Genomic DNA, 25,756 nt, shown 5'->3' with positions numbered 1-25,756 from the left:
AGCGTCTCGGTAACGAAGCGTCTCGGGGCGCTCTCCTTCGGTATCCACCGCCGCGACCGGTCGGTCGCGGCCGACAAAACCCGTCATAATGATCCGTTCATACCTCTCGGTCGCACGGAACCACGCCGGTATCGAAACCCAGCGCCTCCGCCTCGCGCTCGCGCGGTCGCCGTCGGTCCTCGACGCGTCGCTTCCGATCGGGACCGCGTCGCCGAACCCGAACGTGCTGTTCCTCTGTTACGGGAACATCTGCCGGAGCCCCCTCGCGGAGCGGTACCTCGAATCGACCGCGGCGGACCGGGGGATCGACGGGCTCTCCGTCGACTCCGCCGGGCTCCGGACGACGGCCGGCCGCGCCAGCCCGGACGACGCGATCCGGGTGGCCGAGGAGCTCGGCGTCGACCTCTCCGATCACCGGTCGAAGCCGGTCACGGCCGACCAGCTCGAACGGAGCGACCTCGTGGTGGTGATGGACCTGCTCAACTACCGCGACCTCCGACGGGGGTTCGGCGACCTCGACGACAAGACGCGGTTCCTCGGGGTCTTCTCCGGCGACGGCTACGAGATCAGCGACCCGTACGGCGAGGGGCTCGACGGATTCCGAACGCTGTACGCCGACGTGGGCCGGTCGGTCGACGGGCTCGCCGAGGCGCTGGAACCCGAGCGATGACCGCCGACCGGCCGGCGGCAGTCGTCCCGGCCATCGGGACCCAGAGCAGCGTCGTCGCGGTGCGGTCGCTCGCCCGCGCCGGCCTCGCGCCGGTCCTCGCGTCCGACGGCCAGCGGTCCCCGGCGCTCTCCTCGAAACACTGCGCGGAAGTCGTCGACGTCCCCGACCCGACCGGGTCGATGCGGGGATACGCGGACGCCCTCGTCGACCTCGCCGCCCGCGACGACGTGATAACCGTCCTCCCGCTGCGCGAGGCGGACGCGTACGCCCTCGCGTCGCGGCGCGAGGAACTCTCGGAACACCTCGACCCCGTGTGGCCCGGCTTCGACGCGCTCCGGAGCGCTCAGGACCGCCGGACCCTCCTTTCCGTCGCCGCGGACCTCGACATTCCGGTCCCGCGAACGCGGCTGCTCACCGACTGGCCGAACGACGACGGGCCGCTGGTCGTCAAACCGCGGTACACCATCGTCGTGGACGAGGACGGGCAGGGGTCCCGCGAGCCCGACGTTCGGCTCCTCGACGCCGGCGAGCGACCGCCGGTCGAGTCGGTCGTCGACGAGATGGGCCACGTGCCCGTCACGCAGGAGTTCGTACCGAGCGACGGCGAGTACGGGTTCTTCGCGCTGATGGACCGCGGCGAGCCGGTCGCGACGTTCCAGCACAAGCGGGTCCGGAGTTTCACGTACTCCGGCGGCGCGAGCGTCTACCGGGAGGCGGTCGACGTCGCGGCGCTGCGCGAGCACGGCACCGCGCTCCTGTCGGCGCTGGACTGGCACGGTCCGGCGATGGTGGAGTTCCGACGCGACGCGCGCGACGGCTCCTTCAGGCTCATGGAGATCAACCCCCGGTTTTGGGGGTCGCTGGCGCTGCCGGTGCACGCCGGCGTCGATTTCCCGGCCCGCTACGCCGCCCTCGCCGCCGGGCAACGTCCCGGAGGTGGCATGCCCGACTACCGGGTCGGCGTCGGCTCGCACCTGCTCAGCGGGGAGTTCGCGTACCTCTACAACGTGCTTCGGGCCGACGGCCACGGGGACCCGCCTCCGCTCGGCCGCGAGGTCGTCGCGCTGGCGACCTCGCTGTACCGGAACCCGAACTTCGATCTGCTCTCGGCCGGCGATCCGCTTCCGTTCGTCGCCGGCGCCCTCGGCATGGCGGCGACGCTCGGATCGCGGGTCGCCGACGCGGTTCGTCGGTGACGGGCATCGTCGTCGTCCCCGATCGCCGCGTTCAGTCGGCCGAGTACATCCCGAGCGCCCAGTGGCGACCGGTGAATACCGCGCTGTTGGCGACGTTGCCGTCGGCGACGCAGAGCCATCTCCCGTCGACGTACCACGGGTCGAGGTGGTGCATCCGGCCGGAGTTCCAGCCGACCGGGGCGCCCGTCCCCTCCAGAACCGGCGATTCCGGTCGCTCCTCGTCGGCGTAGCGCTCCGGCCCGAGCGACGTGATCTCGAACGCGCGAACCGCCTCGCCGTACCGCCGCGCGCAGTCCTGGAAGAAGACGACGACGCCGTCGGACCCGACGATCGGGCGCCCGCCGGGACGGAACGCGGCGGGACGCCCGGCGACGACCGGGTTGTCCGCGTGCGGTTCCCAGCCGTCTGCGACGAGCGAGTCGCTGTGGTAGGCCCGGAGCCCCGCGGCGTCGGCGTCGCCGACGAGCAGCCACCAGCGGTCGCGCCACCTGAACAGGACCGCGTCGTCGGTGCGGTGGTCCGCCGACACCAGCGTCGCGCGGGGCTCCCACCCGCCGGGGAAGTCCGTCGCCTCGTAGAGGCGGACCGCTCGCCCGTCCGATCCGCCCTCCTCGGGCACCATGTAGCGCGTCCCCTCCCACTCGAACACGTAGGGGAACGAGAGGTGCTCGCCGGTGTCCAACACGGCGCAGTCGTACTCCCAGCGGAGCCCGTCGGGGCTGGTCGCGTGACCGATCACGGCGTCCGGGTCGCGGGCGTAGTTGCACATCTCGAAGAAGAGGTGCCAGCGGTCCGGTCCGGGGAGCATGAACGGGTCGGCGACGAAGTCCACCGCCCCGAAGTCCGTCACGTCCTCCGCGGTGAACGCCGGATTTCGCGCGGCCGCGATCTCCGTGAGCGTCAGCGGTAGCTTCGACTCGCCGCGCGCCCCCGAGCCAAGCGAGGTCGCCGGCGCGGCGGCCGCGGGGTCGGCCGCGGACCGGGCGAGCGCGTCGGCGTCGGCGTCGGGACGCAGCAGGTCCGGGATCGTGTGATTGACCAGCTTTCCCGCCGACCGCGCGGCGGAGAGGATGAACGGGACCCGCCGCAGCGCCTCCGGTCGGTCGCTCATCGGACTCATCGGAAGCGTTTCCGCGCGTACGCGGCCAGTTCACCGAGGTCCGGCGGGTGATACACCGGACCGAGGTCGTCGACGACCATCGGTTCTCGTCCCGCGTCCTGCACGGCCTCGATCGCCTCGGCCAGCTGGCCGGTCGACCCCTCGTACAGCGCGCGACGGACCTCGTCGAGGGTGTCGCAGTCGGCGATGTCGACGTCGCGGTACGACCGGACCACTCCCGCGTCGAGGTCGTCGGTCAGCGACTGGACGATCGTGCCGGCGGTCTCCTCGCCGTGCATGTACTCCCAGAACCCGGCGGGACCGCCGCGGTAGGCTCGGGGATCGCCGTGGTGGTAGCTCAAGACGCCGTGCTCGGTCGCCGAGAGCAGCGATCCCCGGACCAGCCCGAACCCGCGGCGGAACACGACATCCGACCGCGCTCCGATCTCCGAGACGACCTCCTCGGGGAGCTCGTTCCAGAGCCCGCTGACGTTGGTCGGGTACGTCCGGAGCCCCTCGGCGTCGTCGACCTGGGCGATCTCCGAGACGTGGACCGAGTCGTCGTACCGCTCCGACGCGGACCGCCGAGGCCGGAGCGCCGACGCGAGCCAGTAGGCCGCGTAGGCCGGGTACTTCAGCCCGCGTTTCACGTTCCCGCTCCCGAGCAGCCCGGCGTCCTCGTTGATCACGACGAGGGAGATCTCGGCGTTCGTCTCCGCCAGCATCGTCTCGATCGCGTCCGCGACCCACCGCTCGGTGTGTTCGCCGTCGAACAGCAGGCAGACCCGGAGGGGGGCGTCGGCGGCGACCGCGGCCGCTTCGGTGGTCGCAGTCTCCCACTTCGTCGCGGTCGTCTCGGCGGTCGCGGTCCCCTCGCCGGTGGCCGCAGTCGCCTCGGCGGTCGCGGTCCCCTCGTCGCCCTCGCTCGCCTCACCTCCCGCTTCGGACGGCGAGACGGCCGCGAGCCCCGCGAGGAGGTCGGCGAAGAACTTCGTCGCCCAGTTCGGGTACCGCAGGTAGAGGTAGCTGCCGACGTGCGGGTACGACCCCGGGATCGCCCCGCGCACGGGGACGGGACCGTCCAGCGACTGATGTCGCTTCAGGAACTCGGCGGCGGTCCGGGCTGCCATCGCGTACTCCGCCTCGCCCGTCAGCTCGTAGAGCCGGAGCCACACCAGCCCCATCTGGGCGTTGCCGGTGAGACAGCGGTACCACGTCCCGCCCCAGTCGGCGTCGTAGGTCCCGCTCAGGGGACCGGTTCGGCGCTGGAGCTCCAAGAGCACGTCCGCGGACCCCCTCGCGGCGTCGACCAGCTCGTCGTCGTCCAGCCGGACGCCGCCCTCCAAGAGCCCGCGGATCGTGTACGCGATCGTGTGGAGGTCCGGGTCGTCGCCGGCGACGAACGCCGCGTTCTCGAACCAGCCGTTCGACCGGCGGCGCTCCAGCGCCCACTCGAGGTTCCGCCTCGCGGCGTCGCGGTACGTCTCCGCCCGGTCGTCGAGGACCGACGCCGCTTCGAGCAGCGCCCACGCGACTCGGGTCGCGTACGCGTGCACCTCGCCCTCGTAGTCGTGTTGCCGCCACGCGCCGTCGTCGTCCTGCGCGACGACGGCCCAGTCGCAGGCGGCGCGGACCGCGTCGGCGTACGCCTCCTCGCCCGTCCGGCGGTAGGCCTCGACGAGTCCGAAGACGGCCTGCCCGGTGTTGAACACGTTGGGGTCGCCGCGCTCGCCGGTCCCCTCGGGGAAGCTCCCGTCGTCGCGCTGGACCGTCAGGAGCCACTCGGCCATCGCGGTCGCGCGATCGGACGCGTCACTCTCGGGGTAGTCGTCGGCGTACGCGTAGAGGGTGGGAATGACGTAGCCGGTCGTCTCCGGGTACGGGGCCTCCCACCCGAGCAGGAGGTTGTACGTGGCGGCCGACCCGCCCCCGCCGGTCGCGTCCTGACTGCGAAACAGCCACTCGATCGCCGCGGACAGGTGCTCTTCGTCACTCCCGGTGTCCGCGAGCGCCGGGAGCTGTCGCCGCGCGGCGTGGGCGATAGATCGACCGCGTGAGGTCCCGGCGGGGATGTCGAACATCCCGCTCACGCCGCCCGGGTGAACCGGCTGTCGCGGACCGTTGTCCGGGACCGAGCTGTCGTTCGAGGTCGAGCTGTCGTTCGAGGTCGATCGCCGCGCCGTGGTGGTTCCATGTCTGTCCCCGTCGGGACCTCCGGCTATGTATATACGTCCGCTAACCCAGCAGCGGCGCGATGTCGGGGTGTGTGCGACCGGGATCGCTCTCGTCGAGCTCGCCGGCGTACGCCCGTTCGCGGACCCGTTGCCACTCCGGGTGTCGAGCGAGCACCAACACCGGGATCGCGTCGAGGTCGAGGGCCTTGGCGATCATCAACCGGTGGTAGCCGTCCCGGTGGTAGATCGTGCCGTCGGCCCCGATACAGACCAGCGGGTCGAAGTTGTGGTGGTAGCCGATCCGGCGGATGTCCATTCCCGGGAACCCGTTCGTCCCGTTCTCGGACCGCATGTACCCGTCCCCCCGGATGCTCTCGTACAGATCGTCCACGTAGCTGCAGCGATGCTCGATGAACTCCTCTTCCGAGTCGTACCCCCAGAGGTCTTCACCCTTCGCGAAGTACTTTCGTCGGGGGTACTCGACGTACTCCGTGTCCTCCCAGTCGAGGCCGTCGACGAATCGCTGTTTAAGCCCCCGACACTCCCACTTCTCGGAGAGCGGGAGCGAGTCGCTCTCCCAGTCGCCGCCACGGACCGTCCCGAGCCCGAGGACCTTGGAGACGCCCCAGGTGTATCGGGTGATCGCCGACGGTGAAACGAAGCGCGGCTCGTACAGGCTCGTGGGGGCGTCGTACCGCAGTCGGTGGCCGACGGCCCGGCCGCGGTTCAACAGCGGCCACAGCACCGGGGACCCGCGCCACGCAAGGTAGTCCACGCCCCGTTGGACCATCGTCAGCGTGCCCTGCGAGCGCCGCACTCGTGCCGCTTCTCCCAAGAGCCCGATCATACCGACTGTGCCGCTGCTACCCACATATATATAGAGATCATAGGGAGTGGTACCTCTCCATATGGCCGTGATTACTCCGTGGGCGGAGCCCGCGTTCGGAGCAATCCGGGCCGCGCTCATCCTCAGTCGCCCGTTCCGGCGCCGATTTCGTCAGCGTCCGGCACCAGTCCGGTCGCGACCGAGTCGACGATGTCGTTCGGCACGTCGACGTCGATGGCCCGTACGACGAGCTTCTCGAGCTCCCCGTCGAACGGACCGTTCTGGTTCCCGAAGTTCACGTACCGCGAAATCGTGGACTGTTCCGTGCTCCAGTAGTGGATGCCGGCGCCGGCCTCGGCGTTGAACGAGCGGACCTCGTCGGCGGTCACGGTCGCGTTGTCCATGATCGCGATGTTCCCGCTCCCGTCTGCGCCGCTGTTGTTCCCGAGCGCGGTGACCGTCCCGATCGCGTACTCGGTGTCGCGTCCCAAGCGGAACCCCTGATCGCCGTTCGACTGGGCTACCACGTGGTCGAGCTGCACCCGCGCGGCCTCGCCAGTCTCCGTCGGGGTGTCGTTCCGCTGGTACCCGAGGTGATCGTTGTTCGCCAGCCGCACCCGGCGGAACGTGGCCTCGAACACCTGACCGGTCGTCTTCGTTCCCCAGCCGTTCTCCTCGAGCACGCAGTCCTCGACGAGCGCCGTTCCACCGGAGCAGTCGATCCCGTAGATGTCGCAGCCGTACGCGTGGGAGTTCCGGACGACGACCGGCGGCAGGTCCGGGCCGACCTTGTTCTGCGTGTCGATCCCGAACCCGTGTTTCCCGGCGCCGCTGGCGGTGCACCGGTCCGCGACGCAGCCGCCCTGGAGGAAGGTGAAACACTCGGTGTTGGCGTCGACGCTCCACACGTCGCGGAACGCGATGTCGACGGTCGAGTCGTCGCTGTCGGCCTCGCTCACGCCGAGGTTCAGTCCGTTGTCGGCGTTTTCGGGATCGGCGGGCTGCTCGTGTCGGTTGCCGTCGACCGTGAGGTCGCGGACGACGTGTCCGGAGATCCCGCCCTCCGGCTTCCAGGAGAACACCCCGTGGTTGTCCTCGTGGCCCCCGGCGAGCCGGACCACGGACTCCTCGCCGTCGCCGCGGAAGGTCACGCCGTCCGGAAAGTCGTCGCCGCGGACCTCGATCGCCTTCGCCCCCTCCTCGCTCTTGTCGTCCGCAGACACGAGCGTCGTCCCCGCCGGGAAGTACACGGTACCGCCTTCACCGACCGCGCCGATCGCGTCCCGGACCGCCTGCGTGTCGTCGGTCGTCCCGTCGACGGCGGCGCCGAAGTCGCGGATGTTCAGGAGGCCGTCGTCGGGCGTGTCGGAGGCGGGCGGGGTCGGGCTCTCGCCGTCAGAGCCGTCGTCTCTCGCGTTACAGCCCGCCAGCCCCGCGGCTGAGAGTGAAAGAAGGGCGAGTGCACGGCGGCGGGATACCATTGGCCCCCTTTGGGGCCAGCGAGGGATAGTTAGCAGGAGGCAAACGTCGGGACGGCGAGTTCAACGCCGCGCGGCGTCGGACGCCCGACCGCCGGGCGCCCGACCGCCGGGCGCCCCACCGCCGGACGTCAGACCTCGTACTCTCGCGTCGCCGTCGCGTTCGACGTGTCGTTCACGCAGAGGCGAACGGCGTCGACCGCCCCGCGAACGCGGAGCACGTGGGTGTAATTCGCCGAGCCGCCAGAGACGGTCGTGCTCTCCGCGGCGACCGTGCGGCCGTTGCGTTCGAGCGTCGAGACGACCGCGTCGAGGTCGCCGTCGCCGTCGGTCACCTCCCAGTCGACGTCGAACCGCGTCCACCCGCTCCCGCTCCGATCGGTGACTTCGAACCGGTCGACCGTCGGCGCGCCGTTCCCGTCCGAGTCGGCGAGCGTGGCGAACGAGACGGTCCCCCCCGAAACGGTCGCGTCCTCCCCGTCGGCGACGGCGCGGAACTCGTACGCGCCGTCCGCGTCGAGTCCCGACACGGCGTGCGTGAACGCAGTTGGCGAGGTCAGGGTCTCGCCGCCCACGGCGGTCCAAGCGTTCGCATCCCCGTCCGCGGCGCGCAGCTCGAAGCGCACCCGCACTTCGTCGGCCCCACCGAGGTCCCGGAGATCGCCGGCGAGCGTCGCCGCGTCCGCGGTCAGGTCTCGGGCCTCCAGCGAGACGACATCGGGGTCGCCGCCGGGAGCGGGTTCGCCGCCGCCCGACCCGTCGTCGGTGTCGAGTTGGACCGTTCCGCCGTCGGTCGCGACGCCGAGCACGTCGGTCTGGAACGCGCCCGGGTCGAAGGAGCCGAGCCCGATCCACCCGTCGACGTGGTCCGCGTCGGTGACGTCGGCGTCCCAGGCGTCGGGCTCGGGCTCGGTCGCCTCCCACACTTTCACCCGCAGCCGGTCGCCCTCGGCGCGGAACCGCCGGTGGAAGAACGCACCCTCCGCGGGCGCCCCGAACCGGGCCAGCGTCTCCATCCCGTCGGCGGAGTACTTGGCCAGCCTGAACGCGTCCTCGGCGTCCTCCAGCTCGATCCAGTACCCGAGCTCCTCCCCGCCGCCGTACGACGACCGGAGGTGCACCCGCGCATGGTACCCGAGGTCGCCGTCCGTCTCGAACGACGGGACGCGAACCCTGTCTAGGACCTCCACGTCCGAGGGGGTGCCGACGGCGTCCCAGGAGATCGCTCTCCGGGCCGTGTCCGTGCCGTCGTGGTCGTACCGGAGGGCGTGGCCGCCCTCGTACTCGTCGCCCGCGACGACGCCCCAGTCGCCGGCGTCGGCGTCCCACCGCGGGGTCCACGCCTCGAACGGCGAGCCGTCGGTCGTGTCGTCGGTCGTCCCGTCGTCGCCGGCGCCGGTTCCGCCGTCGGTCCACGCGCCGACCCGATCGGCGGTCGGCACGCCGTCGAGGTCGGTCTTCAGGTCGGACGCCATCGTCCCGAACGAGATATGCTGATCGTTCGAGATCGCCCCGTCCTCGTTGTTCGCGTGGTGGTAGGTCCCGACGCGGCTTCCGGCCCCGTCCGAACTGGCGCGCAGGCCCGCGCCGCCGGTCTGTCCGTTGATCCAGAGCGTCGCGTCGCCGGCCTCCAGCACCGACTCGTCGGTGAGGTATAGCCCCCCGCGGACGTCCGGCCCGTTGTCGGCGAACACCAGCTCTGAGCCCGCCGGGACCCGGTAGCTGCCGTCTTCGGTCAGCCGCATGCAGCCCGCGTTGTTCTCGGCGACGATCCGGTCGAAGACGACGGTCGCGCCCACTCCGCTCGTGTTCTGGAAGGTGAGGCCCTCGTTGTTCGTCAGTCGGCAGCGGCGGTACACCATGTGTTCGCTTCCGACCGAGCACTTGGTCGCGCCGGCGCCCTCGTTGTCGCGGAGCACGCAGTCCTCGGCCACGGCCTTCCCGCCCGACAGGTCCATGCCGTAGTACCCCCCGCCGAAGCCGTTCCCGGAGGCGAGACAGCGTTCGAACCGGACGGGCGGGTCCTGAAACGGGTCCCCGCTGGTCTCCATCCCGAACCCGTGCTGTCGGTTGTTCTCGGCCGTGCAGTCCGTCACCGTCGTCCCCGCGGATCGAACGTCGATGCCGTTTCCGTAGCAGTTCGTCGCCCGCACGTCGCGGATCGAGATGTCGACATCGCCCTCGGCGCCCGAGCCGGGGCTCCGCACCTGAACCGCCGCGGCGACGTTCGGGTCTCCCTCGACGCTCCCGAGCCCGCCGTCGAGCGTCAACTGCTCCAGCACGAAGCCGTCGAGGCCGTCGTCGCCGGGGTCGACGCTGATCATGAACACGTTCCGTCCGTCGTTGCCGCCGCCGTACTCGATCCGGCTCTCCTTCCCGTCGCCGTAGAGCCTGACGCCGTCGTTCGACGAATCGACGTCGACGACGCTGTTCCACCCCGTCACGAGATACGAGCTCCCGGTCGCGGGGACGTACACCTCGTCGCCGTCGCCCGCGGCGTCGATCGCGTCCTGGATCGCGGCGGTGTCGTCGGTTGAGCCGTCCCCGACCGCGCCGAAGTCTCGGACGTTCAGAACCGTCACAGCGATCCCCCGCCGAAGTCGGTCCAGAAGAGTTCGCCGGTGTCCGTCGTCGCGCCCGTCGACCCGCCGACCGACGCGCCCCCGATCAGGAGGCTCGCCGCGGTCGCGGTGCCGAGCTTGACGTACTGCCGCCGGGTGAGCCGCCGTTTCCGGTCGCCGTCAGACCCCGCTGTAGAGCGGTCGCTACCGCCGTTGTGTGCCAGCTTGTGTGCCATTGCGATTGGTAATCCAAGATTAATCCCAATAAGCATATCGTTACTTATATGTTCATCATCTGATGACTGTTCAGATAGCTAACCGGACCGGCGGACGACGTTTCCGGCTCGGAGAGGCGGTTTCGCGGCTGACCCGGGGTTCCGGAAAAAGCCGTTATGTCCCCGTTAAGATGCTGTTAACGGGTACCTCTCCGCGGCTCGCTCGGAGTCGAGCTGTGGTCCCGCCGGTGCCGGTCGCCCCGCCGCCACCGCCTCCCCCGCCGTCGGTGGGCGTCCCGTCGCCACCGCCTCCCCCGCCGTCGGCTTCGTCGGTGGGCGTCCCGTCGCCACCGCCTCCCCCGCCGTCGGCTTCGTCGGTGGGCGTTCCGTCGCCATCGTCTTCCCCGTCCGGAGGGGATTCGGACGCGACCAGATACACGTTCACCTCCCCGTTGTCGTACACGCGATCGACCGATCGATCGACTTCGAGCCGCTCGAAGTCTTCGGGAACGAACCGCCACTGTTCGCGGTAGTCCGGGAACCGCTCCGGATACGTGATCCGCCCCGCCCTCGGCAACAGCAGGTACCTGTCGTCGTCGTAGCTCTGTCCCAGCCGCTTGTTGACGGTGTAGTTGTAGTGGTCCGGCGGCGCCGTCCCCTCCCAGCGAATCGTTTCGTTCGGCTGGTTCGTCCCGTAGTAGCGGTGGTAAAAGCGATACTGGTAGATGCCCTGTTCGTCGATGAGATGCTCCGGGTCCCGGTTCTCGAACAGCCACTCCGTCCCGTCGAGCTCCATCTCCGTGACCTGGTGGTTCTTGTCGAACACGATGGGTGACGAGAACATGCCGAACACGGACAGCAGTACCGTCACCAGCAACACCCCGGCGAACGCGACGACGACGACGGTGCGTACCTCGACCGCGTCCGACCGCTGCCAGGCGAGGTGGAACAGCGCCCCGACGAACGCCGCGGCGAACAGCTTCCCGAACAGCAGCGGCCGACCGAACCCGGCGATGAGGTCGTTCGTCAGGAACAGCGTCGCTATCACCCCGAACAGAATCGTCGTGCTCCCGTACACGAGCGTGAAGACGGCCGGCCGCTCGTCCCGGTAGTACCACAGCGCGACCGCGACGGCGAGGAACACCGACGCCAGTCCGAAGGTCAGCACGTCGACGCCGCGCTGGATGGCCGCGATCGTGAGCAGGTCGACGAGGTCCGGCGACGTGCGCCCGACGGTTTCGGTGGTGGACTGCAGGGGAGAGGGGCCGCCGGCCGGACCCAAGAGGTCGTCGACGATGTTCCGGAACCGGACGATGATCCCGGTGTACTTCAGGTACCAGGCGACGAACAGCACGGTCGCCAGCGAGGTGAGGTTCGGGAGGGCGCTCCACCGCGACCGGACCCCCGGGAGCCTGTCGAAGGCGCTGTACGTGGCGAGCGCGACCAGCGCGAAGACGGCCGTCAGCGGGTGGTACACCACGACGCCGACGACCGCTATCAACACCAGCGCGCGGACGGGGATCGCATGCGATTCCTGCTCCTTGACGAGGAGGTAGAGGAGGAACGGGACGAAGAGGACGCTCAGGATGAACGGGACCACGGTCACGTGGGCCGAGCCGGCGATCGGAACCAGCACGAGGGGGAGACAGAACGCCCGCCGTCGGGCGTCGTCGAACAGGTGTTCGACCAGAAGCGCCATCGATCCGAGGTAGACGGCCAGGAACGCGGCCGACAGGAGGTTGATGGTGCCGATCTCCGGCAGGCCGGTCGCGGCGGCCAGCGCCTGCGTGAGGACGTGGGTCGGCGGGTAGATGTTCAGGGCGATCCCGAGCTCCGGGAGGTCCCGCAAGAGCCCGACGTGCGTCAGCACGTCGGCCCGGCCGTACACCGGGTATCCGCGGACGTACGGGAGCAGCACGAGGACGAACCCGGGCACGACGACGAGCGCCGCCCCGGGGAGCAGGTCCGCCGCGCCGCGCCCGTCGGCGGCTCCGGCCAGCAGCACGACGAGTTGCCCGACGAACATCGCCGTTATCAGGAACATCCAGAAGATCGTCGGGTACGCGCGGTATATCGAGACCTCGTAGCCGGCCGCGGGCGGGACGCTGTGGAGGAACCACACCGCCCCCAACAGACACGCGGTCCCGACGGCTGCCAGCCACTTCGTCCACGTCGTCCCGGTGGCGTCGTACATGTCGTATCGAATCCGGCTGTCCGCGGGATCACGGGCGGCGGCGCCCGCGGACGGTGACCTGTCCCGACACAGTGGCGTGGTCCGTGTAGTAATACCCGCGATAACGCGCGGTTCCTCGACGCCGGAGGGCGATCGCGGCCGCTTGACCTCCTCGGGCGCCTGAAGACGCGGGAATCCGACCATCGGATTCGGACAGTCGCAGTCCTTCGGTTCCAACCCGCACTCGGAGGGAACCGGCGACACACCGGGGGAACTCTCGTTTGTCTCCCTCGGAGGGCTGTGGCCCGGCCAATGAAGCCCCGGCTCCATGTCATTGCCGTGCGAACCACCGCCGCCCTGCCTGTTAGCGCTGATATAACAACGCGTGCCGAGGCGGTACCTGGTCCAATGGCTTTCGAACACCGCGACCGGTTCCTCGTGACGCTGATCGCGTGGCTGCTCGCGTCGCTCGGCGTGTTGGTCGCGCTCGGCGCGTTCACGCCGCAGAGCTTCTTTGTCGTCTCCTTCATCGGCCTGCTGTCGGTCATGCAGCTGTACGCGCCGGCGAAGAGCGGCGATCGCTGGAGGCTCCCGCTCCGCGCGCTCATCGCGGCCTGTTTCGCGGTGTTCGGGTGGATCGTCCACGTCCGGGTGACGACCGTCGTGTGATCATCGTTCACATTCACCGTTCGACCCCCTCGCGCGTCCTCGATCGCCCCCGTCCGTACCTCCGGGGCCTTCGAACGGACGCGGCCGAGGCTGGACGCACCGCCGAGGCTGGACGCACCGCCGAGGCTGGACGCATCGAATGACTGACGGGCCGTCGGTGAGAGGGGGTCGGTATGAACGGAGGCGGAGCAGGTGACGGCCCCGAGGATCTTGACGGACTGTCCGTGGACGCGGCGGTCGACGCCGTCGACGACGGTGAGAGCGATGCCGACGAGGTGCGCGAAACGCTCGCCATCGTCGCTCAAGACGGGACCGTCCGTCGAGCAGCCGTCGACGACGCGCTCGCAAACGCGTCGAAGGTGGTCACGACCGCGGAGACGCGGGTTGAACTCGCTGCCGAGCAGCTGACCGACGCCCGCGAGACGGCCGCACCCGTCTCGGACTTGGACCTGGTTTCGGTACGCAGTGGCGAGTTCGCAGCGCGGCTCGACGCCATCGAGGACCGGGCCAGCGAACTCGGCGACGACCTCCAAGCGATCCTCGCGGAGAAGGACGATGGCGACCTCTACGAGATCGCGCGCCGGATTCGACGCGTCACGAACGCCGCGAGGGGGGTTCAGCGTGCCGCCGACGATCTCCAGTTCGAACTCGACTCGTTTGAAACGTGGCTCGCCGATGCCGACCGACGGGCCGCGGCGATCGGTGACGACGTCGAGGCGGTCGCCGAATCGCTACGCGAGCTCGACGACGTCGCCGAGGAGCTGTCGGGCGGGAGCGGTGACGCCGAGAGCGGGCCGGCAGACGGGTGGGCGACGGCGATGGTTCGCCACCGCGTCACGGGGCTGATGCTCGCCGACCTCCGGGCGGAGCTCACGGCGCTTCGACGGTGGGCCGACCGCGACGGCGCCGACCCCCCGGCGGACGTCGAATCCCGGCTCGACGACCTCGCGGCCCGCCACGAATCCGTCGGCGAGCGCCTCACCGAGCGCGCCGACCCGGCGTGGACCGACCGGTTCGGCGATCGGCTGGAAGCGCTCGACGGGGCGCTCGACGAGATGGAGCCGCCGGTCGCGTGGTCCGATGTCGAAGCCGTGATCGAGGACCACCGCCCGACCGTCGAGTAGCGGGGGACGGTCCGGGTGAGGAGACGGTCCGGGTGTGGAGACGGTCCGGGTGAGAGGACGGACCGACCGAAGCGCGGTCAGCGGTCGACGTTCTCGGCGCGGATCGCGGTCCGGAGGGCGATGTCGGCCACCCGGCGACCGCGGGTGGCCGTCACCCGAAGGGCGTCCAGCGCGCTCGACAGCGCGACCGCCGCGGGGACCGACTCGGTGCCGGACCCGTCGAACAGCTCCTCCTCGACCGCTTCGATCCGCTCCGCGGCGTCGTCGCATCGCCTTTTGGCGCGTTGCGCTTCGGTCGCATCGCCGTTGAGAACGGCGGTGACCCCGTCGTCGACGGCGCCGGCAACGTCGTCGGCGACGGCACGCACGGTTTCGAGGGTGCCTCCGGGGAGCGTGTCCGGCGCCCTCTCCGTAATGTCCGCGATCCGGAGGGCCTGATCGACGATGCCGTCGAGGCGACTGGCGGTCGCGTAGTAGGCGAACAGCTCGGCGCGAGAGATGTCGAGCGAGTCGAGCTCCGCGTACGAGACCAGCGATCGCGAGAAGTGTCGCGTGATCATATCCGCGGAGCGCCGGGCCTCGCCGGCCCGGTCATCGATCCGCTTGCGCGCGTCGGCGCCGTCGGCGAACGCTTCGACGGAGTCGCGGAGGAGGGAGACGACGACGTACCGGAGCTGGACGAGCGATTGGCGGACGGACACGGACGAGGTGTCCAAGAGGTGTCGAACGGTGATCGCCGCGGGCGATTCGGAGAGGACGTTCGTCCCGACCAGTTCCCGCGTCGTCGACCGCACGGCCCTGCGCTCAGCATCGGTGAACGCCGTCGCCTTCCGGAGCGTTATCGTCTCGAACCCGACCCCGTGAGCGGTTTCGACCGCGTGCCGGACGGCGGCGGGACCGCTGTCGGTGACGTCGACCGTCGCCTCTTCTAAACGCCCGACGTCCGTCTCCGACGACCGGACGAGGATCGATCCGTCGCGGTGCGTGTACAGCTGCAGCTCCATGCCGACCTCGAAGCCGTGGTCCGTCGCCCACTCCTTCGGGATCGAGACGGTGAAGGTGCTGCCGCCGACTTCCTGTAGCTTTCTCGTCTCCATGCTTATTGTATCAACTCGGGATTGCCGTCGGTCATGTACAGCGTTCGCGCGGCGATATTGACGGCGTGATCGCCGATCCGCTCCAGATCACGGATCGTGAGCAGCAGCCGCGACACGTCGTCGAGCAGCCGCTCGATCTCCCACCGGTCGGGCTCGCTGGCGATCAGCTCGCGGACGACCGCCTCGCTGGCGTGTTGACACGACGCGTCGAGCTCGTCGTCGCGTTCGGCGATCGTCCGACACGCAACGGGATCGGCTCCCGCGTACGCGTCGGCGGCCGCGCGAACCTGACCGAGGGCCAGCTCGCCGATCGACTGGACCCGGCCGTCCGCGACGATCTCCAAGCTGCCGGTCAGCGCGTACCGGGCGAGATTCGTCGCGAGGTCCCCGATCCGCTCCAGGTCGGTGAGGATCTTGAACGACGCGGCGACGAAGCGGAGGTCGGAGGCGACGGGCTGTTGGAGCGCGATCAGGTCGATGCAGTCGCTCTCGAGCTCGAGGTACCGGCGGTTGATCGGCTCGTCGTCCTCGATCACCGCGCGGGCCGTCGCGCCGTCGTCGGCTTCGAGCGCTTCCAGCGCCCGCAGCACCTGGTCCGACACGTCGGCCGCCAGCGACTCGACGCCGGCCCGCAGTTCGTCGAGCGACTCGCGGTAGTCCTCGCGGGGCACGGCGATCACCCGAACTTCCCGCTAACGTAATCCTCGACGCGCTGGCTCTCGGGGTTCTCGAAGATCTTGTCGGTGTCGTCGTACTCGACGAGCTCGCCGCCGGTCAGGAAGACGGCGGTCTGGTCGGAGACGCGGGCCGCCTGCTGCATGCTGTGGGTGACGACGACGACCGTGTAATCCTGCGCGAGGTCCGTGATGAGGTCCTCGATCTTCGAGGTGGCGATCGGGTCGAGCGCCGAGGCCGGCTCGTCCATGAGGATCACCTCCGGATCGACGGCCAGACACCGGGCGATACAGAGCCGTTGCTGCTGCCCGCCGGACAGCCCGAGCGCGTTGTCGTCCAGCCGGTCGCTCACCTCCTCCCACAGCGCGGCGCGTTCGAGCGACCGCTCGACGAGCGTCTCCTCGCGGTCGGGCTCCGCGCGACCGGTCAGCCGGGCGAGCAGCCCCGTCTCGATGTCGCCGTGTTTCCGCGGTCCGTAGGAGACGTTCGCGCGGATCGACTTGGGGAAGGGGTTGGGGCTCTGAAACACCATCCCGACCCGCTTGCGCAGCTCGACGAGGTCGACGCCGTCCTGATAGACGTCCTCGCCGTCGAGCTCGACCGTTCCGTCGACGCGGGCGGCGCGGATGCGGTCGTTCATCCGGTTGAGACACCGGAGAAACGTCGATTTCCCGCATCCCGACGGGCCGATGAGCGCCGTCACGCTCCGCTCGGGGATGTCCATCGAGACGCCCTTCAGCGCGTGGTCGTCGCCGTAGTGGACGTCGAGGTCGTCGACCGCGAGTTTCGTCTCGCCGGCGGCCTCGTAGCTGGTCCACTCCGGACGCGTCTCCTCGACGGTCTCGCCGGCGGTCGTGGAGACCGCTTGCCCGTCGGTGCGGTTCGTCGCCGTCGCTGCGGTCTCTGCGTTCTCCGCAGTCTCCGCGGTGTCTGTCTGACTCATCGGTGAAGCTTCCGTCTGAAGTAGTAGCGCGTCGCGATACCGACCGCGTAGAAGACTAACACGACGAGCAGCAGCGTCAGCGCCAGCCCCCACGCGAACTCCTCTGGGTTCTGAATGTTCCCGCTCAGCCCCGCGGTGATGAGCGCGTACAGCTGGTACGGCAGCGCGCTCGTCGCCTCCAACAGCGCGGGGTTGCTGACGAACGGCGGCGACGCGCTCAGCCGGAAGCCGCCCAACACGTCGGGCGCGGCCGACTTCGCCGGGAGGACGCCGCCGCCCATCGTCAACAGGATCGGGGCGGTCTCGCCGGCGATCCGCCCGACGCCGAGGATGACGCCGGTGGTCACGCCCGGGATCGCCGCGGGGAGGACGACGCTGCGGATCGTCTGCCACTCGGAGACGCCGAGTGCCGCGCTGGCGTCGCGGTACTCGTCGGGCACCGCGAGTATCGCCTCCCGGCTCGTGATCAACACCAGCGGCAACAGCATGAACCCGAGCGTCAACATCCCGGCGATCAGCGACTTCCGGTTGCCGAACCGGGGGATCAGGAACGCGGCGCCGAACAGCCCGAACACGATGCTCGGCGTGCTCCAGAGCCCGTTGGTCGCCACCTCGACGGTACCCGTGAACCGCCCCTGCTCGGCGTACTCGCTGAGGAACACGGCGGCGCCGACGCCGGTCGGCACGGCGAAGAGGACGGCGCCGATCACCAGCCAGACCGTCCCGACGAGCGCGGGGAACACGCCCGCGGTGTCGGCCAACAGCCCGGCGCCGTTGGTCAGGAACGGCCAGCTGACGAATCCCGCTCCGCCGACACCGAACCCGTTGAGCAGTCCGGGGAGCCCTTTCATCGCGACGAACGCGACGAGGCCGACCAGCACCGCCAGTATCGACCCGACGACGAGATAGATGAGCACGTACGCGCCGACGTTGCGCCCGCGCGCACCGAACCCGCCGTACGCCTTCGCGGCGCTCCAGCCGGTCACCAGCGAGGCGAACAGCACGACCACGGGAACGACGGTGTCGCCGAACAGCGTCGCGTTGTACCCGACGAGCGCCCGCTCCCACCCGGGGCCGACGAGGCCGGTGACCAGCACCAGCCCACCGAGGAGGGCGAGGGCTCCCGCGGGGACCGTCGATCCGACATCTTCGCGGGGGACGGCTGTCGCCGCGAACGCGATCGCGGCGAGGACCACTCCGATCCCGAGCCGGCCGCCCGTCCCGATCCCCGCCGCCCCGAACGCGACCGCGCCCACGGCGAACCAGATCCCCGTGAACGCCCCCGCGGCGACGATCCCCGCGCTGGGCTGGGGGGACGCGTCGACGTACCCCAGCCGCGAGGCGACCCCGAAGCCGACGACCGACGCCCCGAGCGCGATCAGGACCGCGCCGAACGCGGCCGACAGCTCGATCCCGGCGACGGGGTCGTCGATCGCGACGACGCCCAAAAGCGCCGCGAGGCCGACGGCGAACGCGACTCCGGAGAGCCCGACCGCGCCCCCGGCGGCGGCCTCGTACAGCGTGCGATCGTCCCGGACGAGCGCCGTCTGGGTGGCGCGGCTCATTCGACACCCCCGAGGCGGCGACGCATCCGCGCCTCGATGTACTGTGAGCCGACGCTCAGACACAACACGGTCACGAACAGGACGACGCCGGCGGCGAACAGCGCGCTCTCGTGGACGCCGTTCGCGCTGCCGTAGCCGCGCGCGATGAGCGACGTGAGCGTCTCGTAGCCGTAGAAGACGTTCACGAGCGGCTCGCTGATCCGCGGAATGCCGGCCAGCATCACCGTCGCGGCCATCGTCTCGCCGATGGCTCGCCCGACGCCGAGGAGGACGGCCGCCGAGACGCCCGAGAAGGCCGCGGGAAGCGTGATCGAGGTCATCGACTGCCAGTCGGTCGCCCCGAGCGCGAGGGAGCCATCCTTCATCACGTCCGGCACGCTCGTCAGCGCGTCCTCGGCCACGGAGACGACGGTCGGCAGCGCCATCAGGCCGACGACCATCCCGACGAACAGGTACGTCGAGCCGCCGTTGAGCGCGAACGCCCCGCTCGCCCACGGGTTGATCACGGTGAACCCGATGAACCCGTAGACGATCGATGGGATGCCGGCCAGCACCTCGATCCCCGGCTTGACGAGCTCGCGGACCCGCGGCGGCGCGATCTCGGCGATGAACAGCGCCGCGGCGACGCCGAGCGGGGCCGCCACGAGCGTCGCGATGGCCGTCACCATCACCGTCCCGTGGATCATCGGGAGCAGCGAGTAGCGAACGGGCTCCGAGACCGCGTCCCACCGCGTCTGCGCGACCATCCCGAGTCCCGGAACGGAGACCCCGAAGGCGCTCGCCGTCTCGTACCGCAGCGCCGGGATCGACTCGGCGAAGATGAACACGACGATGAGCCCGAGCGTGACGAGCGTCACCGTCGTCATCGCGAAGGTGACCGCGCGGGCGACGAGCGCCTGATGGCGCACCCAGCCGTAGCCGGCCGCGATCAGGAACGCCCCGAGCGGAACGGCCGTCCACGGCGACGCCAGCAGGAACCCGACGAAGGCGGCCAGCAGCGATCCCATGGCGGCGAGGACCACCGCCAGCGCCGCCGGATCGGTGTCGTCGACGAACGCCCGCGTCCTGGTCAACCGTCGCTCGATGCTCGCGCGCCAATCGGTTTGGGGGGTCGTGAGTGACATATAACGGAGTCGGGCCACGAAGCGGGCGTCGGTCCGGCCGCGGACCTACGCCTGATCGGGGAGTTTCTCGCGTTCGGCCTCGATGTCGGACGTCGGCAGCGTGATGTAGTTGACGTCCTCGACGAACGTCTGCTGGCCGAAGTCCGTCAGGAACATGTTGAGGAACGCGGCCTCGCGCATGTCCGTGCCCTCGGGGGTGTCCTCGGTGATCCGGGTGTACATGTGCAGGTCGCGGTTCAGCGGGTACTCGGAGTCGAAGATGGTGTTCTCGGCGTCGGGGTCCGGGCGGAAGACGGTGCCCTCGAAGTCGATGGCGATCGCCTGAATCCCCGACCCGGAGAACGCCAGCGCCATGTAGCCGATGGCGTTGTCGTTGTCTTGGAGGACCTGTTGGACCTGCTGGTTCTGCCCGAGGCGCGTGTCGACGTCCATCGGCGCGTCGGCGTCACCGAGCATGTTCAGCCGGAACGACGTGTCGGTCCCGGAGCCCTCGGCGCGGCCGACCACGTAGATCTCCTGGTCCGGGCCGCCGACCTCGCTCCAGTTGGTGATGTCGCCCTGGTAGATGCCGCGGATCTGCTCGCCGGTGAGCTGCTCGACCCCGGCGTCGTAGATGGCCTGACTGACGAACACCGGCTGGCCGTCGCGGCCGACGACGTGGTCGACGTAGTTCTCGTCGCGCTGTTCCTCGCTGATGTCGAGCTCCGCCGTGATCGGCCCGGAGGAGTTCCCGATGTCGACGAGCCCGTCTCGCACCGCCTCGCAGCCGGTCCCCGAGTGGCTCAGCGCGACGCGGGTGGCGAACGGCGGGTTCGACCGCTCGCCGGTCGGCTCGAAGCCGTACAGGCTTGCGAAGTAGTCGGCGATGTTCTGATCGGTGTCGATCTGGTCCCACCCGGCGACCGACGACTCGTCGTTGGCCCCCCAGTACTCGCCGTCGCTCGCCGGCGAGTTCGAGTTCCAGTAGGAGCTCCCCTTGTTCGAGATGGGGTACACCGTCGACGACCCCTCGGCCGTCACCGTCGCCGGCCCCGACGAGCCGGAGTCGATGGAGTTGGTGCTGTCGCCCCCGTCGTCGCTCCCGTCGCTCCCGTCGCTCTCGCCGTCGCTCCCGTCGCTTCCACCCCCGTCGTTCCCCCCGCTACAGCCGGCGAGGCCCGCCGTCCCGATAGCTGCCGACGTCAGCAGATACTTTCGACGTGATACCGCGTCCGCCTGACGCCCTGCGTCGCGTGACATCAGGTGATTCCACCCGGAATTCCACTAAAGCAGTTTATAATTGGTGGCTTTACTGATATGTTCCGATCAGACACCGGCAGTATCGGAGGGTACACGTCGGGAGCCGGGCGTACCCGTTCGTACCGGCGGGTACCCGTCGATAGCGGAGGGTACCCATCGGTATCGATATTGAGCGGTATGTGACATCCTCCTCGCCGTAAACGGCGAGGCTTCCCCTGCATGAGGAATACCAGTCAGTCGTCGCTGGTAGAGGGTTCCGACTCTTGGAACGCCGTGAGCGTCATCTGCGAGGGTGTCTCGCTCGTCTCACGGTGTCGTTCGAGAGACGCTGCGCGTCTCTCGTGACCCCGAGACGGCGTCGCCGTCTCGGACGGAGTCGTGACGGTGTCACTACCGCTCCCATCCCGAGGCGAGTCATCGTGTTTCGCCTTGTCAAGCGGGACGCTCTCTCCCCACGGGTCAATCCGTCGTGCGATATTCGCGGAAGCGTTGATGTCGGTCTGAAACGTCGAAACGTGGCAGTCGTCGTGTGGACACCGAAACTCGATCTGCGACTCCCGCTGACCGATACGGTGGCACGAGTGACACGTCTGCGAGGTGTATGCCGGATTCACGTACTCGACCGGGATGCCTGCTTCCGTCGCCTTGTCCTCGATGCGTCCTTGGAGACGGGCGAACGCCCACGAGTGAAGGCGACGGTTCATGTACTTCCCGTAGTCGAGTCGTTCGCGGATGTACGTCAGATTCTCCATCACCAACACCGGGTTCTCAAACTGTTGGGCGTACTCGACGGCCTGCCGAGACGCTTTCTCCACGATGTCGGTGAGCGCGTTCTGGTAGTGCGAGAAGCGGTCTTCAATCCGCCACTCGGATGCGTCACGCTCTTGAAGTCGTTTCAGGGTCGTGTGCATCTCTTTGCGAAGAAGCTTCGCTCCGCTTCCGCTACACACGAACGGGTCAGTCGGAGAACCGTCCTTGAGGGCACAGCCCGTGATGAGGGCGGTTTCTCCGATGTCTAAGCCGATGTGCGTGGCGTTACCGTCTGTCGTTGGTTCTTCGACCGGGACGCGGAACCCACCACGTAAACTCATACTCGCGTTCCTCCGAGTGGTCGAACGTCGCGGCTTGGTTCGTGAGCCGTATCGGGTGGCCGTCGTCCAACTCCTTGGCGTTGTACGTCTTGCGGAGTTTCGGGACGTAGTTGCAGAGCGCGGCTTTGGCCTGATACGGGAGGTCGTAGGGCGTCACGATGTCACTCACCGCCGACATGGTACTCGCCCCGGCGTCGAACGCCTCTTGCAGACCGTCACGGTAGGTTTCGAGCAGGTCGGTGAGTTTCGACTGCTTGTGCGCGGTGGGTGGCGCGAACGTCGCCTGCAACGTCTTCGTGACGGTCGTGGACATCGCTACTGGTCCTCCACGTACTCCATCAGCACGTCGATGCTCACCTGTCCGGTGGTGGCGAGGAAGTACCCCGGTTGCCAGAACGCGCTGTCGAGTGCCTGCCGAGTCTCGGGGTACTCGTCCCGAATCTTGCGGGACGAGACGCCTTTGAGCGAGTTGATGAACTTGGTGAGGTCCGTGGTGGGTTTCGCCGTGAACAGGATGTGAACATGGTCGGAACCGCCGTTGACGTTCTGGATGTTCACGCCGAAGTCCTCAGAGATGTCGCTGGTAATCTCACCGATGCGTTCGGCTATCTCGTCGGTGAGTAGGTCTGCGCGGTACTTCGTGACGGTCACGAAGTGATATTGGAGCGCGTAGACGGTGTGCGACCCTTTTTCAAGGTTGTAATTCATTTGGCCGTGCTGATTTCTACATACCCAATTCTAATAACGGTTTGCCGTCGTGGGGTATTTGGCCTGCAACCGGCGGTGGTTCGTGTAGGCTTTGTCGGCTTCACGCCCGCCGTAAACGGCGGGATTCTCGCCTTGAAGAAAACGGGTTGATCTGGAACGCGAACATGTTCTTTTGCGTTTCGTTCCGTCCGGCGGCGGGCGGCGCAGCCCGCCGGTGCCGCCACGCTTTATAAATTCCCGACGTGAGGTCCGGACATGGACTACCGACGGCTCGGCAACACGGGACTGAGCGTCTCCGAGCTCTGCTTCGGGACGTGGCGCTTCGGGCGAGAGACGAACGGCGTCGTCGAGACGGGTCGCGAGGAGGCGCACGAACTCCTCGACGCGGCGGCGGACCACGGGCTCAACTTCATCGACACCGCCAACGTGTACGGGACGCCGAACGGGACGAGCGAGGAGTACGTCGGCGAGTGGCTCGCGGAGCGCGACCGCGAGGACTACGTGATCGCCTCGAAGGTGTACTTCCCGTTCGACGGGCGCGGCGACCCCGGCCCCAACGACTCCGGGCTCGGGCGCAAGCACATCCGGGCGCAGATCGAGGGCACCCTCGACCGGCTCGACACCGACTACCTCGACGTGTACTACATCCACCGGTGGGACGAGGAGACGCCCATCGAGGAGACGATGCGCGTTCTCGACGAACTCGTCTCGGAGGGGACGGTCCACCATCTCGGCGCGTCGACGATGGCGGCGTGGCAGCTGACGAAGGCGCAGTGGACCGCCGACGTCAACGACTACGCGGACTTCGATATCGTCCAGCCGCTCCACCACGCCGGCTACTACGAGGACGTGAAGGAGTACCTCGACGTGTGCGCCGATCAGGACCTGGCCGTCTGCCCGTACTCCCCGCTCGCGGGCGGGTTCCTTACCGGGAAGTACGAGCGCGCCGACCCCGACGACCCGGAGCAGGTGATCGCGCCGGACGGCTCGCGCGCGAGCTTCGACGACCGGTTCGAGCGCTTCTACCTCTCCGAGCGCGGCTGGAAGGTGCTCGACGCGGTCCGCGAGGTCGCTGCCGAGCTCGACGCGACGCCCGCGCAGGTCGCGCTCGCGTGGCTCACCGAGTGGGACGAGTTCACCTGCGTCCCCATCGTCGGCGCGCGCACGACCGACCAGTTGGCCGAGAACGTCGCCGCGACCGACCTCGCGCTCTCCGACGACCAGTGGGACCGGATCATGGACGCGCGGTACGACCCGGACGGGACCCTCTGGGGGCACTGAGCGTCCGGGAACCGTGGTGAACGAGGCTGAATCTCCGAAGATCCTCGCCCGCTACGCCTCGAAGTCGGGCAGGTCGTCGGGCGCCTCGAACTCCGCCTCCCAGTCGATGTACTCCTCCTTCAGCGTTTCACAGACGATCTGACCCAGCTCCGTGAGCCCCGCGTTGATCGCGGAGACGGTGCCCCACGAGTCGAGGTCGGAGTGGAGATCGCGCTCCTTCCAGTCCTCGGGAAGCCCGGGGGCGTGGTAGCCCACCCGGTCGGCGAAGTCGTCCCAGAAGAAGTCGAACCGGGAGACGAGTTCGAGATCGAGCGCGATCCGCCAGTCCGCCTCGTCCATGTCGCTGCCGGCGGCCCACTCCTCGAACGCCTCCTCCCACGCGCCCTCGCGGAGGAACGCCTCCAGTTCGTCGCGGCGGTACTCGCCGCCGGCGACCTCCGCGTCCTCGTACTCGTTCGGGTCGACTGCGGCGAGTTCGGGCGGCTCCGGCGGGTCGACGTCGAGGGTCATGCGTCCCCCTCCGCGCCGGCGACCCAAAACGCTACGGGAGCGCGGCGGCGCGGAGACGATCGCCGCGGGAAAAGCGCCACCCCGATCCGGTCCTTTTACCGCCGTCCCTCACCGATCTCCGGACATGGAGCTCCGCGACATCTCGCGTCGGGTGGGGATCGCCGCCGGCGTCGTCACCGCGCTCGCGCTCGCCGCGCCGTACGCGGTCGTGTCGGGCGGCGGGTACGCCGACCAGCTCGCCGGGTACTACGCCTCCGGCCCCCTCGGCGCCGCCGGAATCGCGCTGTTCGCGCTGCTCGGCGTGGTCGTCGTCGCCTCCGTCGAGCGCGGTAACCTCGACCCGGGGACGCTCGCCGGCGTCGCGGTGATGCTCGGCGTCGCGACGACGCTGAGCGCGGCGCTGTGGGCGACGGCGATCGAGCCGACCACCATGTTCGCCGAGCACCGCTGGCTGGAGTGGCACGCCCGGGCCGTGGTGGCCCTGTCGGTCTCGATACCGGCGGCCGCCGCGGTGTACGCCCGAGAGCTGCTAACGTAGCGGTGGGCCGAGGAGCCGATCGCGTGTCCGCCGAACGAAAGGCCCTTAAGGTGGTGCCGTGTACCTCGAAGTGGACTAGGTCGGGCGGTTAGGCCCCGCTCGTCACCCGTGAGGTAGTCTTTAGCGGGGACCGAACAGCGGGCGCGTCCGGTCTGACCGGCGCGGGCCCCGAGAGCCAACGTGGAAGCCTCGTCCGCCGGGGACAGCGGTCCGTGGCGCCCGCTCGCAGGAGCGGTCCGTCGCGGTTCGTCGGCGACACCGGGTCAGGCGCGGAAGCGAGCAGCCCACCGCCGAACGCCCGTCGCTCGTCGGGTCGCGGGGTGGAGAAGGCAACCGGGATACCCCGCGCCGGAACGCCGGGCCATCCCGCCTGTCCGCCATTCATACCCGTTTTCACAGCCGCTAGCGACGGGTCTCGCTCCGGCCGAGCTTACCGATCTGGTGCGTCGTTCCCGTCGGTCTCGCGTATCGCACCGAGCAGGTCGCGGTCGTCAACCCCGTCGCCGACGCGCGCGACCCGGTCGCCGGCCGCAAGCACCGCCGCGTTCGCCTCGGGTTCGCCGCCCGTCTCCGCTCCCGATTCCACCTGCCCGGCCTCCTCGACCGCGATCGTCACGTCGGCCTCCCGGGCGAGGGCGACCGCCTCGGCCCGCCGCTCGGGAGGGACCGCCGCGAACGGGGGCGCCGTCACGACCGGCGCGTCCGCGTCGGCGGCAACGCCCGCGGCCGCGTTGCCCTCGGGGACGACCCCGACGGAGACGGCGTGGCCCGCGGCGGCCAGCCGCGCGACGGCCCGCCCG

Annotated in this window: 21 protein-coding genes, 1 other RNA gene and 2 pseudogenes; 7 read left to right on the top strand and 17 right to left on the bottom strand. The window is 69.3% G+C overall.

The genetic code is table 11. The features are described 5' to 3' along the window. Nucleotides 1–88: 88 nt before the first annotated feature. A complete protein-coding gene (locus ESO89_RS12710) occupies nt 89–670 on the top strand; it encodes a low molecular weight protein-tyrosine-phosphatase (protein WP_128905850.1) in 582 nt (193 codons plus the stop codon). Next, nucleotides 667–1,866, top strand: coding sequence for a carboxylate--amine ligase (locus ESO89_RS12705; protein WP_128905849.1), 1,200 nt, complete (start codon nt 667–669; stop codon nt 1,864–1,866). Before ESO89_RS12710 ends, ESO89_RS12705 begins: the two co-directional genes overlap by 4 nt. Nucleotides 1,867–1,897: 31 nt before the next feature. On the opposite strand, the gene ESO89_RS12700 is transcribed toward ESO89_RS12705, so the two are convergent. The 7 genes from ESO89_RS12700 to ESO89_RS12670 form a co-directional block, all read right to left on the bottom strand. Beyond that, nucleotides 1,898–2,977: a glucosamine inositolphosphorylceramide transferase family protein gene (locus ESO89_RS12700; protein WP_128905848.1), complete on the bottom strand. Its 1,080-nt coding sequence runs from the start codon at nt 2,975–2,977 to the stop codon at nt 1,898–1,900. A 5-nt stretch (nt 2,978–2,982) separates the two neighbouring features. Continuing rightward, entirely contained in the window at nt 2,983–5,046 is a 2,064-nt protein-coding gene (locus tag ESO89_RS12695; protein ID WP_128905847.1) for a formyltransferase family protein, read from the bottom strand. A 154-nt stretch (nt 5,047–5,200) separates the two neighbouring features. Beyond that, nucleotides 5,201–5,986 (bottom strand): ParB N-terminal domain-containing protein, encoded by a 786-nt coding sequence (locus tag ESO89_RS12690; RefSeq protein ID WP_128905846.1) that lies wholly within the window; start codon nt 5,984–5,986, stop codon nt 5,201–5,203. 122 nt (nt 5,987–6,108) lie between these two features. After that, nucleotides 6,109–7,446 carry a glycosyl hydrolase family 28-related protein gene (locus ESO89_RS12685; RefSeq protein ID WP_128905845.1) on the bottom strand — a complete coding sequence of 446 codons (1,338 nt, stop codon included), beginning with the start codon at nt 7,444–7,446 and terminating at the stop codon, nt 6,109–6,111. 128 nt (nt 7,447–7,574) lie between these two features. Then, nucleotides 7,575–10,025: a right-handed parallel beta-helix repeat-containing protein gene (locus tag ESO89_RS12680; protein ID WP_128905844.1), complete on the bottom strand. Its 2,451-nt coding sequence runs from the start codon at nt 10,023–10,025 to the stop codon at nt 7,575–7,577. Then, nucleotides 10,022–10,240, bottom strand: coding sequence for a hypothetical protein (locus ESO89_RS12675; protein ID WP_128905843.1), 219 nt, complete (start codon nt 10,238–10,240; stop codon nt 10,022–10,024). The genes ESO89_RS12680 and ESO89_RS12675 overlap by 4 nt, the downstream gene beginning before the upstream one ends. Nucleotides 10,241–10,394: 154 nt before the next feature. Further along, nucleotides 10,395–12,413, bottom strand: a complete 2,019-nt coding sequence (locus tag ESO89_RS12670; RefSeq protein ID WP_206731763.1) for a hypothetical protein — start codon at nt 12,411–12,413, stop codon at nt 10,395–10,397. Between the two features lie 387 nt (nt 12,414–12,800). Between ESO89_RS12670 and ESO89_RS12665 the strand changes: the two genes are divergently transcribed. Both ESO89_RS12665 and ESO89_RS12660 read left to right on the top strand, forming a co-directional pair. Continuing rightward, the gene (locus ESO89_RS12665; RefSeq protein WP_128905842.1) at nt 12,801–13,061 is read left to right on the top strand and encodes a hypothetical protein; all 261 of its coding nucleotides are present in this window, start codon (nt 12,801–12,803) and stop codon (nt 13,059–13,061) included. Between the two features lie 173 nt (nt 13,062–13,234). Then, nucleotides 13,235–14,185 (top strand): halo transducer protein, encoded by a 951-nt coding sequence (locus tag ESO89_RS12660; RefSeq protein ID WP_128905841.1) that lies wholly within the window; start codon nt 13,235–13,237, stop codon nt 14,183–14,185. Between the two features lie 77 nt (nt 14,186–14,262). Here the strand turns inward: ESO89_RS12660 and ESO89_RS12655 are convergent, their stop codons facing one another. The 8 genes and pseudogenes from ESO89_RS12655 to tnpA all read right to left on the bottom strand — a co-directional run bounded on the left by ESO89_RS12655 (nt 14,263) and on the right by tnpA (nt 22,627). Continuing rightward, the gene (locus tag ESO89_RS12655) at nt 14,263–15,282 is read right to left on the bottom strand and encodes an AbrB/MazE/SpoVT family DNA-binding domain-containing protein (RefSeq protein ID WP_128905840.1); all 1,020 of its coding nucleotides are present in this window, start codon (nt 15,280–15,282) and stop codon (nt 14,263–14,265) included. 2 nt (nt 15,283–15,284) lie between these two features. Beyond that, nucleotides 15,285–15,962, bottom strand: coding sequence for a phosphate signaling complex protein PhoU (phoU, locus tag ESO89_RS12650; protein ID WP_128905839.1), 678 nt, complete (start codon nt 15,960–15,962; stop codon nt 15,285–15,287). Then, the gene (pstB, locus tag ESO89_RS12645; RefSeq protein ID WP_128905838.1) at nt 15,959–16,900 is read right to left on the bottom strand and encodes a phosphate ABC transporter ATP-binding protein PstB; all 942 of its coding nucleotides are present in this window, start codon (nt 16,898–16,900) and stop codon (nt 15,959–15,961) included. The genes phoU and pstB overlap by 4 nt, the downstream gene beginning before the upstream one ends. Then, a complete protein-coding gene (gene pstA / locus ESO89_RS12640; protein WP_128905837.1) occupies nt 16,897–18,465 on the bottom strand; it encodes a phosphate ABC transporter permease PstA in 1,569 nt (522 codons plus the stop codon). Before pstA ends, pstB begins: the two co-directional genes overlap by 4 nt. Then, nucleotides 18,462–19,589 carry a phosphate ABC transporter permease subunit PstC gene (gene pstC / locus ESO89_RS12635; protein ID WP_128905836.1) on the bottom strand — a complete coding sequence of 376 codons (1,128 nt, stop codon included), beginning with the start codon at nt 19,587–19,589 and terminating at the stop codon, nt 18,462–18,464. The genes pstA and pstC overlap by 4 nt, the downstream gene beginning before the upstream one ends. A 45-nt stretch (nt 19,590–19,634) precedes the next feature. Then, nucleotides 19,635–20,828: a substrate-binding domain-containing protein gene (locus ESO89_RS12630; protein ID WP_206731762.1), complete on the bottom strand. Its 1,194-nt coding sequence runs from the start codon at nt 20,826–20,828 to the stop codon at nt 19,635–19,637. Between the two features lie 233 nt (nt 20,829–21,061). After that, nucleotides 21,062–22,232: pseudogene (locus ESO89_RS12625) on the bottom strand (RNA-guided endonuclease TnpB family protein). A 2-nt stretch (nt 22,233–22,234) separates the two neighbouring features. Continuing rightward, a complete protein-coding gene (tnpA, locus tag ESO89_RS12620; protein WP_128905835.1) occupies nt 22,235–22,627 on the bottom strand; it encodes an IS200/IS605 family transposase in 393 nt (130 codons plus the stop codon). Nucleotides 22,628–22,882: 255 nt separating this feature from the next. Between tnpA and ESO89_RS12615 the strand changes: the two genes are divergently transcribed. Next, nucleotides 22,883–23,908: an aldo/keto reductase gene (locus ESO89_RS12615; RefSeq protein ID WP_128905834.1), complete on the top strand. Its 1,026-nt coding sequence runs from the start codon at nt 22,883–22,885 to the stop codon at nt 23,906–23,908. A gap of 51 nt (nt 23,909–23,959) precedes the next feature. Here ESO89_RS12615 and ESO89_RS12610 read toward each other — a convergent pair whose 3' ends face one another. Beyond that, on the bottom strand, nt 23,960–24,418 hold the full coding sequence (locus ESO89_RS12610; protein ID WP_128905833.1) for a hypothetical protein: 459 nt from the start codon (nt 24,416–24,418) through the stop codon (nt 23,960–23,962). Between the two features lie 124 nt (nt 24,419–24,542). Between ESO89_RS12610 and ESO89_RS12605 the strand changes: the two genes are divergently transcribed. Together ESO89_RS12605 and ffs are read left to right on the top strand one after the other, a co-directional pair. Further along, nucleotides 24,543–24,956 carry a DUF7548 family protein gene (locus ESO89_RS12605; RefSeq protein ID WP_128905832.1) on the top strand — a complete coding sequence of 138 codons (414 nt, stop codon included), beginning with the start codon at nt 24,543–24,545 and terminating at the stop codon, nt 24,954–24,956. A 68-nt stretch (nt 24,957–25,024) separates the two neighbouring features. Continuing rightward, an RNA gene (gene ffs, locus ESO89_RS12600) (signal recognition particle sRNA) lies at nt 25,025–25,336 on the top strand. 50 nt (nt 25,337–25,386) lie between these two features. Here the strand turns inward: ffs and ESO89_RS12595 are convergent. Then, nucleotides 25,387–25,756: pseudogene (locus tag ESO89_RS12595) on the bottom strand (ATP-binding cassette domain-containing protein); the annotation flags it as partial.

The organism is Halorubrum amylolyticum, from assembly GCF_004114995.1.
GTDB classification, from domain to species: Archaea; Halobacteriota; Halobacteria; order Halobacteriales; family Haloferacaceae; genus Halorubrum; species Halorubrum amylolyticum.
The sequence above is the reverse complement of the archived record's forward strand: the minus strand, read 5'-3'. Positions and strand labels throughout refer to the sequence as shown.

What these genes read in the sequence shown, in the direction of transcription:
- ESO89_RS12655 (WP_128905840.1), bottom strand. Translation starts at nt 15,282, where the DNA reads ATGGAGACGAGAAAGCTACAGGAAGTCGGCGGCAGCACCTTCACCGTC.
- ESO89_RS12610 (WP_128905833.1), bottom strand. Translation starts at nt 24,418, where the DNA reads ATGACCCTCGACGTCGACCCGCCGGAGCCGCCCGAACTCGCCGCAGTC.
- pstB (WP_128905838.1), bottom strand. Translation starts at nt 16,900, where the DNA reads ATGAGTCAGACAGACACCGCGGAGACTGCGGAGAACGCAGAGACCGCA.
- ESO89_RS12660 (WP_128905841.1), top strand. Translation starts at nt 13,235, where the DNA reads ATGAACGGAGGCGGAGCAGGTGACGGCCCCGAGGATCTTGACGGACTG.
- ESO89_RS12665 (WP_128905842.1), top strand. Translation starts at nt 12,801, where the DNA reads ATGGCTTTCGAACACCGCGACCGGTTCCTCGTGACGCTGATCGCGTGG.
- ESO89_RS12710 (WP_128905850.1), top strand. Translation starts at nt 89, where the DNA reads ATGATCCGTTCATACCTCTCGGTCGCACGGAACCACGCCGGTATCGAA.
- ESO89_RS12690 (WP_128905846.1), bottom strand. Translation starts at nt 5,986, where the DNA reads ATGATCGGGCTCTTGGGAGAAGCGGCACGAGTGCGGCGCTCGCAGGGC.
- pstC (WP_128905836.1), bottom strand. Translation starts at nt 19,589, where the DNA reads ATGTCACTCACGACCCCCCAAACCGATTGGCGCGCGAGCATCGAGCGA.
- ESO89_RS12605 (WP_128905832.1), top strand. Translation starts at nt 24,543, where the DNA reads ATGGAGCTCCGCGACATCTCGCGTCGGGTGGGGATCGCCGCCGGCGTC.
- ESO89_RS12695 (WP_128905847.1), bottom strand. Translation starts at nt 5,046, where the DNA reads ATGTTCGACATCCCCGCCGGGACCTCACGCGGTCGATCTATCGCCCAC.
- tnpA (WP_128905835.1), bottom strand. Translation starts at nt 22,627, where the DNA reads ATGAATTACAACCTTGAAAAAGGGTCGCACACCGTCTACGCGCTCCAA.
- ESO89_RS12670 (WP_206731763.1), bottom strand. Translation starts at nt 12,413, where the DNA reads ATGTACGACGCCACCGGGACGACGTGGACGAAGTGGCTGGCAGCCGTC.
- ESO89_RS12675 (WP_128905843.1), bottom strand. Translation starts at nt 10,240, where the DNA reads ATGGCACACAAGCTGGCACACAACGGCGGTAGCGACCGCTCTACAGCG.
- ESO89_RS12630 (WP_206731762.1), bottom strand. Translation starts at nt 20,828, where the DNA reads ATGTCACGCGACGCAGGGCGTCAGGCGGACGCGGTATCACGTCGAAAG.
- ESO89_RS12685 (WP_128905845.1), bottom strand. Translation starts at nt 7,446, where the DNA reads ATGGTATCCCGCCGCCGTGCACTCGCCCTTCTTTCACTCTCAGCCGCG.
- ESO89_RS12705 (WP_128905849.1), top strand. Translation starts at nt 667, where the DNA reads ATGACCGCCGACCGGCCGGCGGCAGTCGTCCCGGCCATCGGGACCCAG.
- pstA (WP_128905837.1), bottom strand. Translation starts at nt 18,465, where the DNA reads ATGAGCCGCGCCACCCAGACGGCGCTCGTCCGGGACGATCGCACGCTG.
- ESO89_RS12615 (WP_128905834.1), top strand. Translation starts at nt 22,883, where the DNA reads ATGGACTACCGACGGCTCGGCAACACGGGACTGAGCGTCTCCGAGCTC.
- ESO89_RS12700 (WP_128905848.1), bottom strand. Translation starts at nt 2,977, where the DNA reads ATGAGCGACCGACCGGAGGCGCTGCGGCGGGTCCCGTTCATCCTCTCC.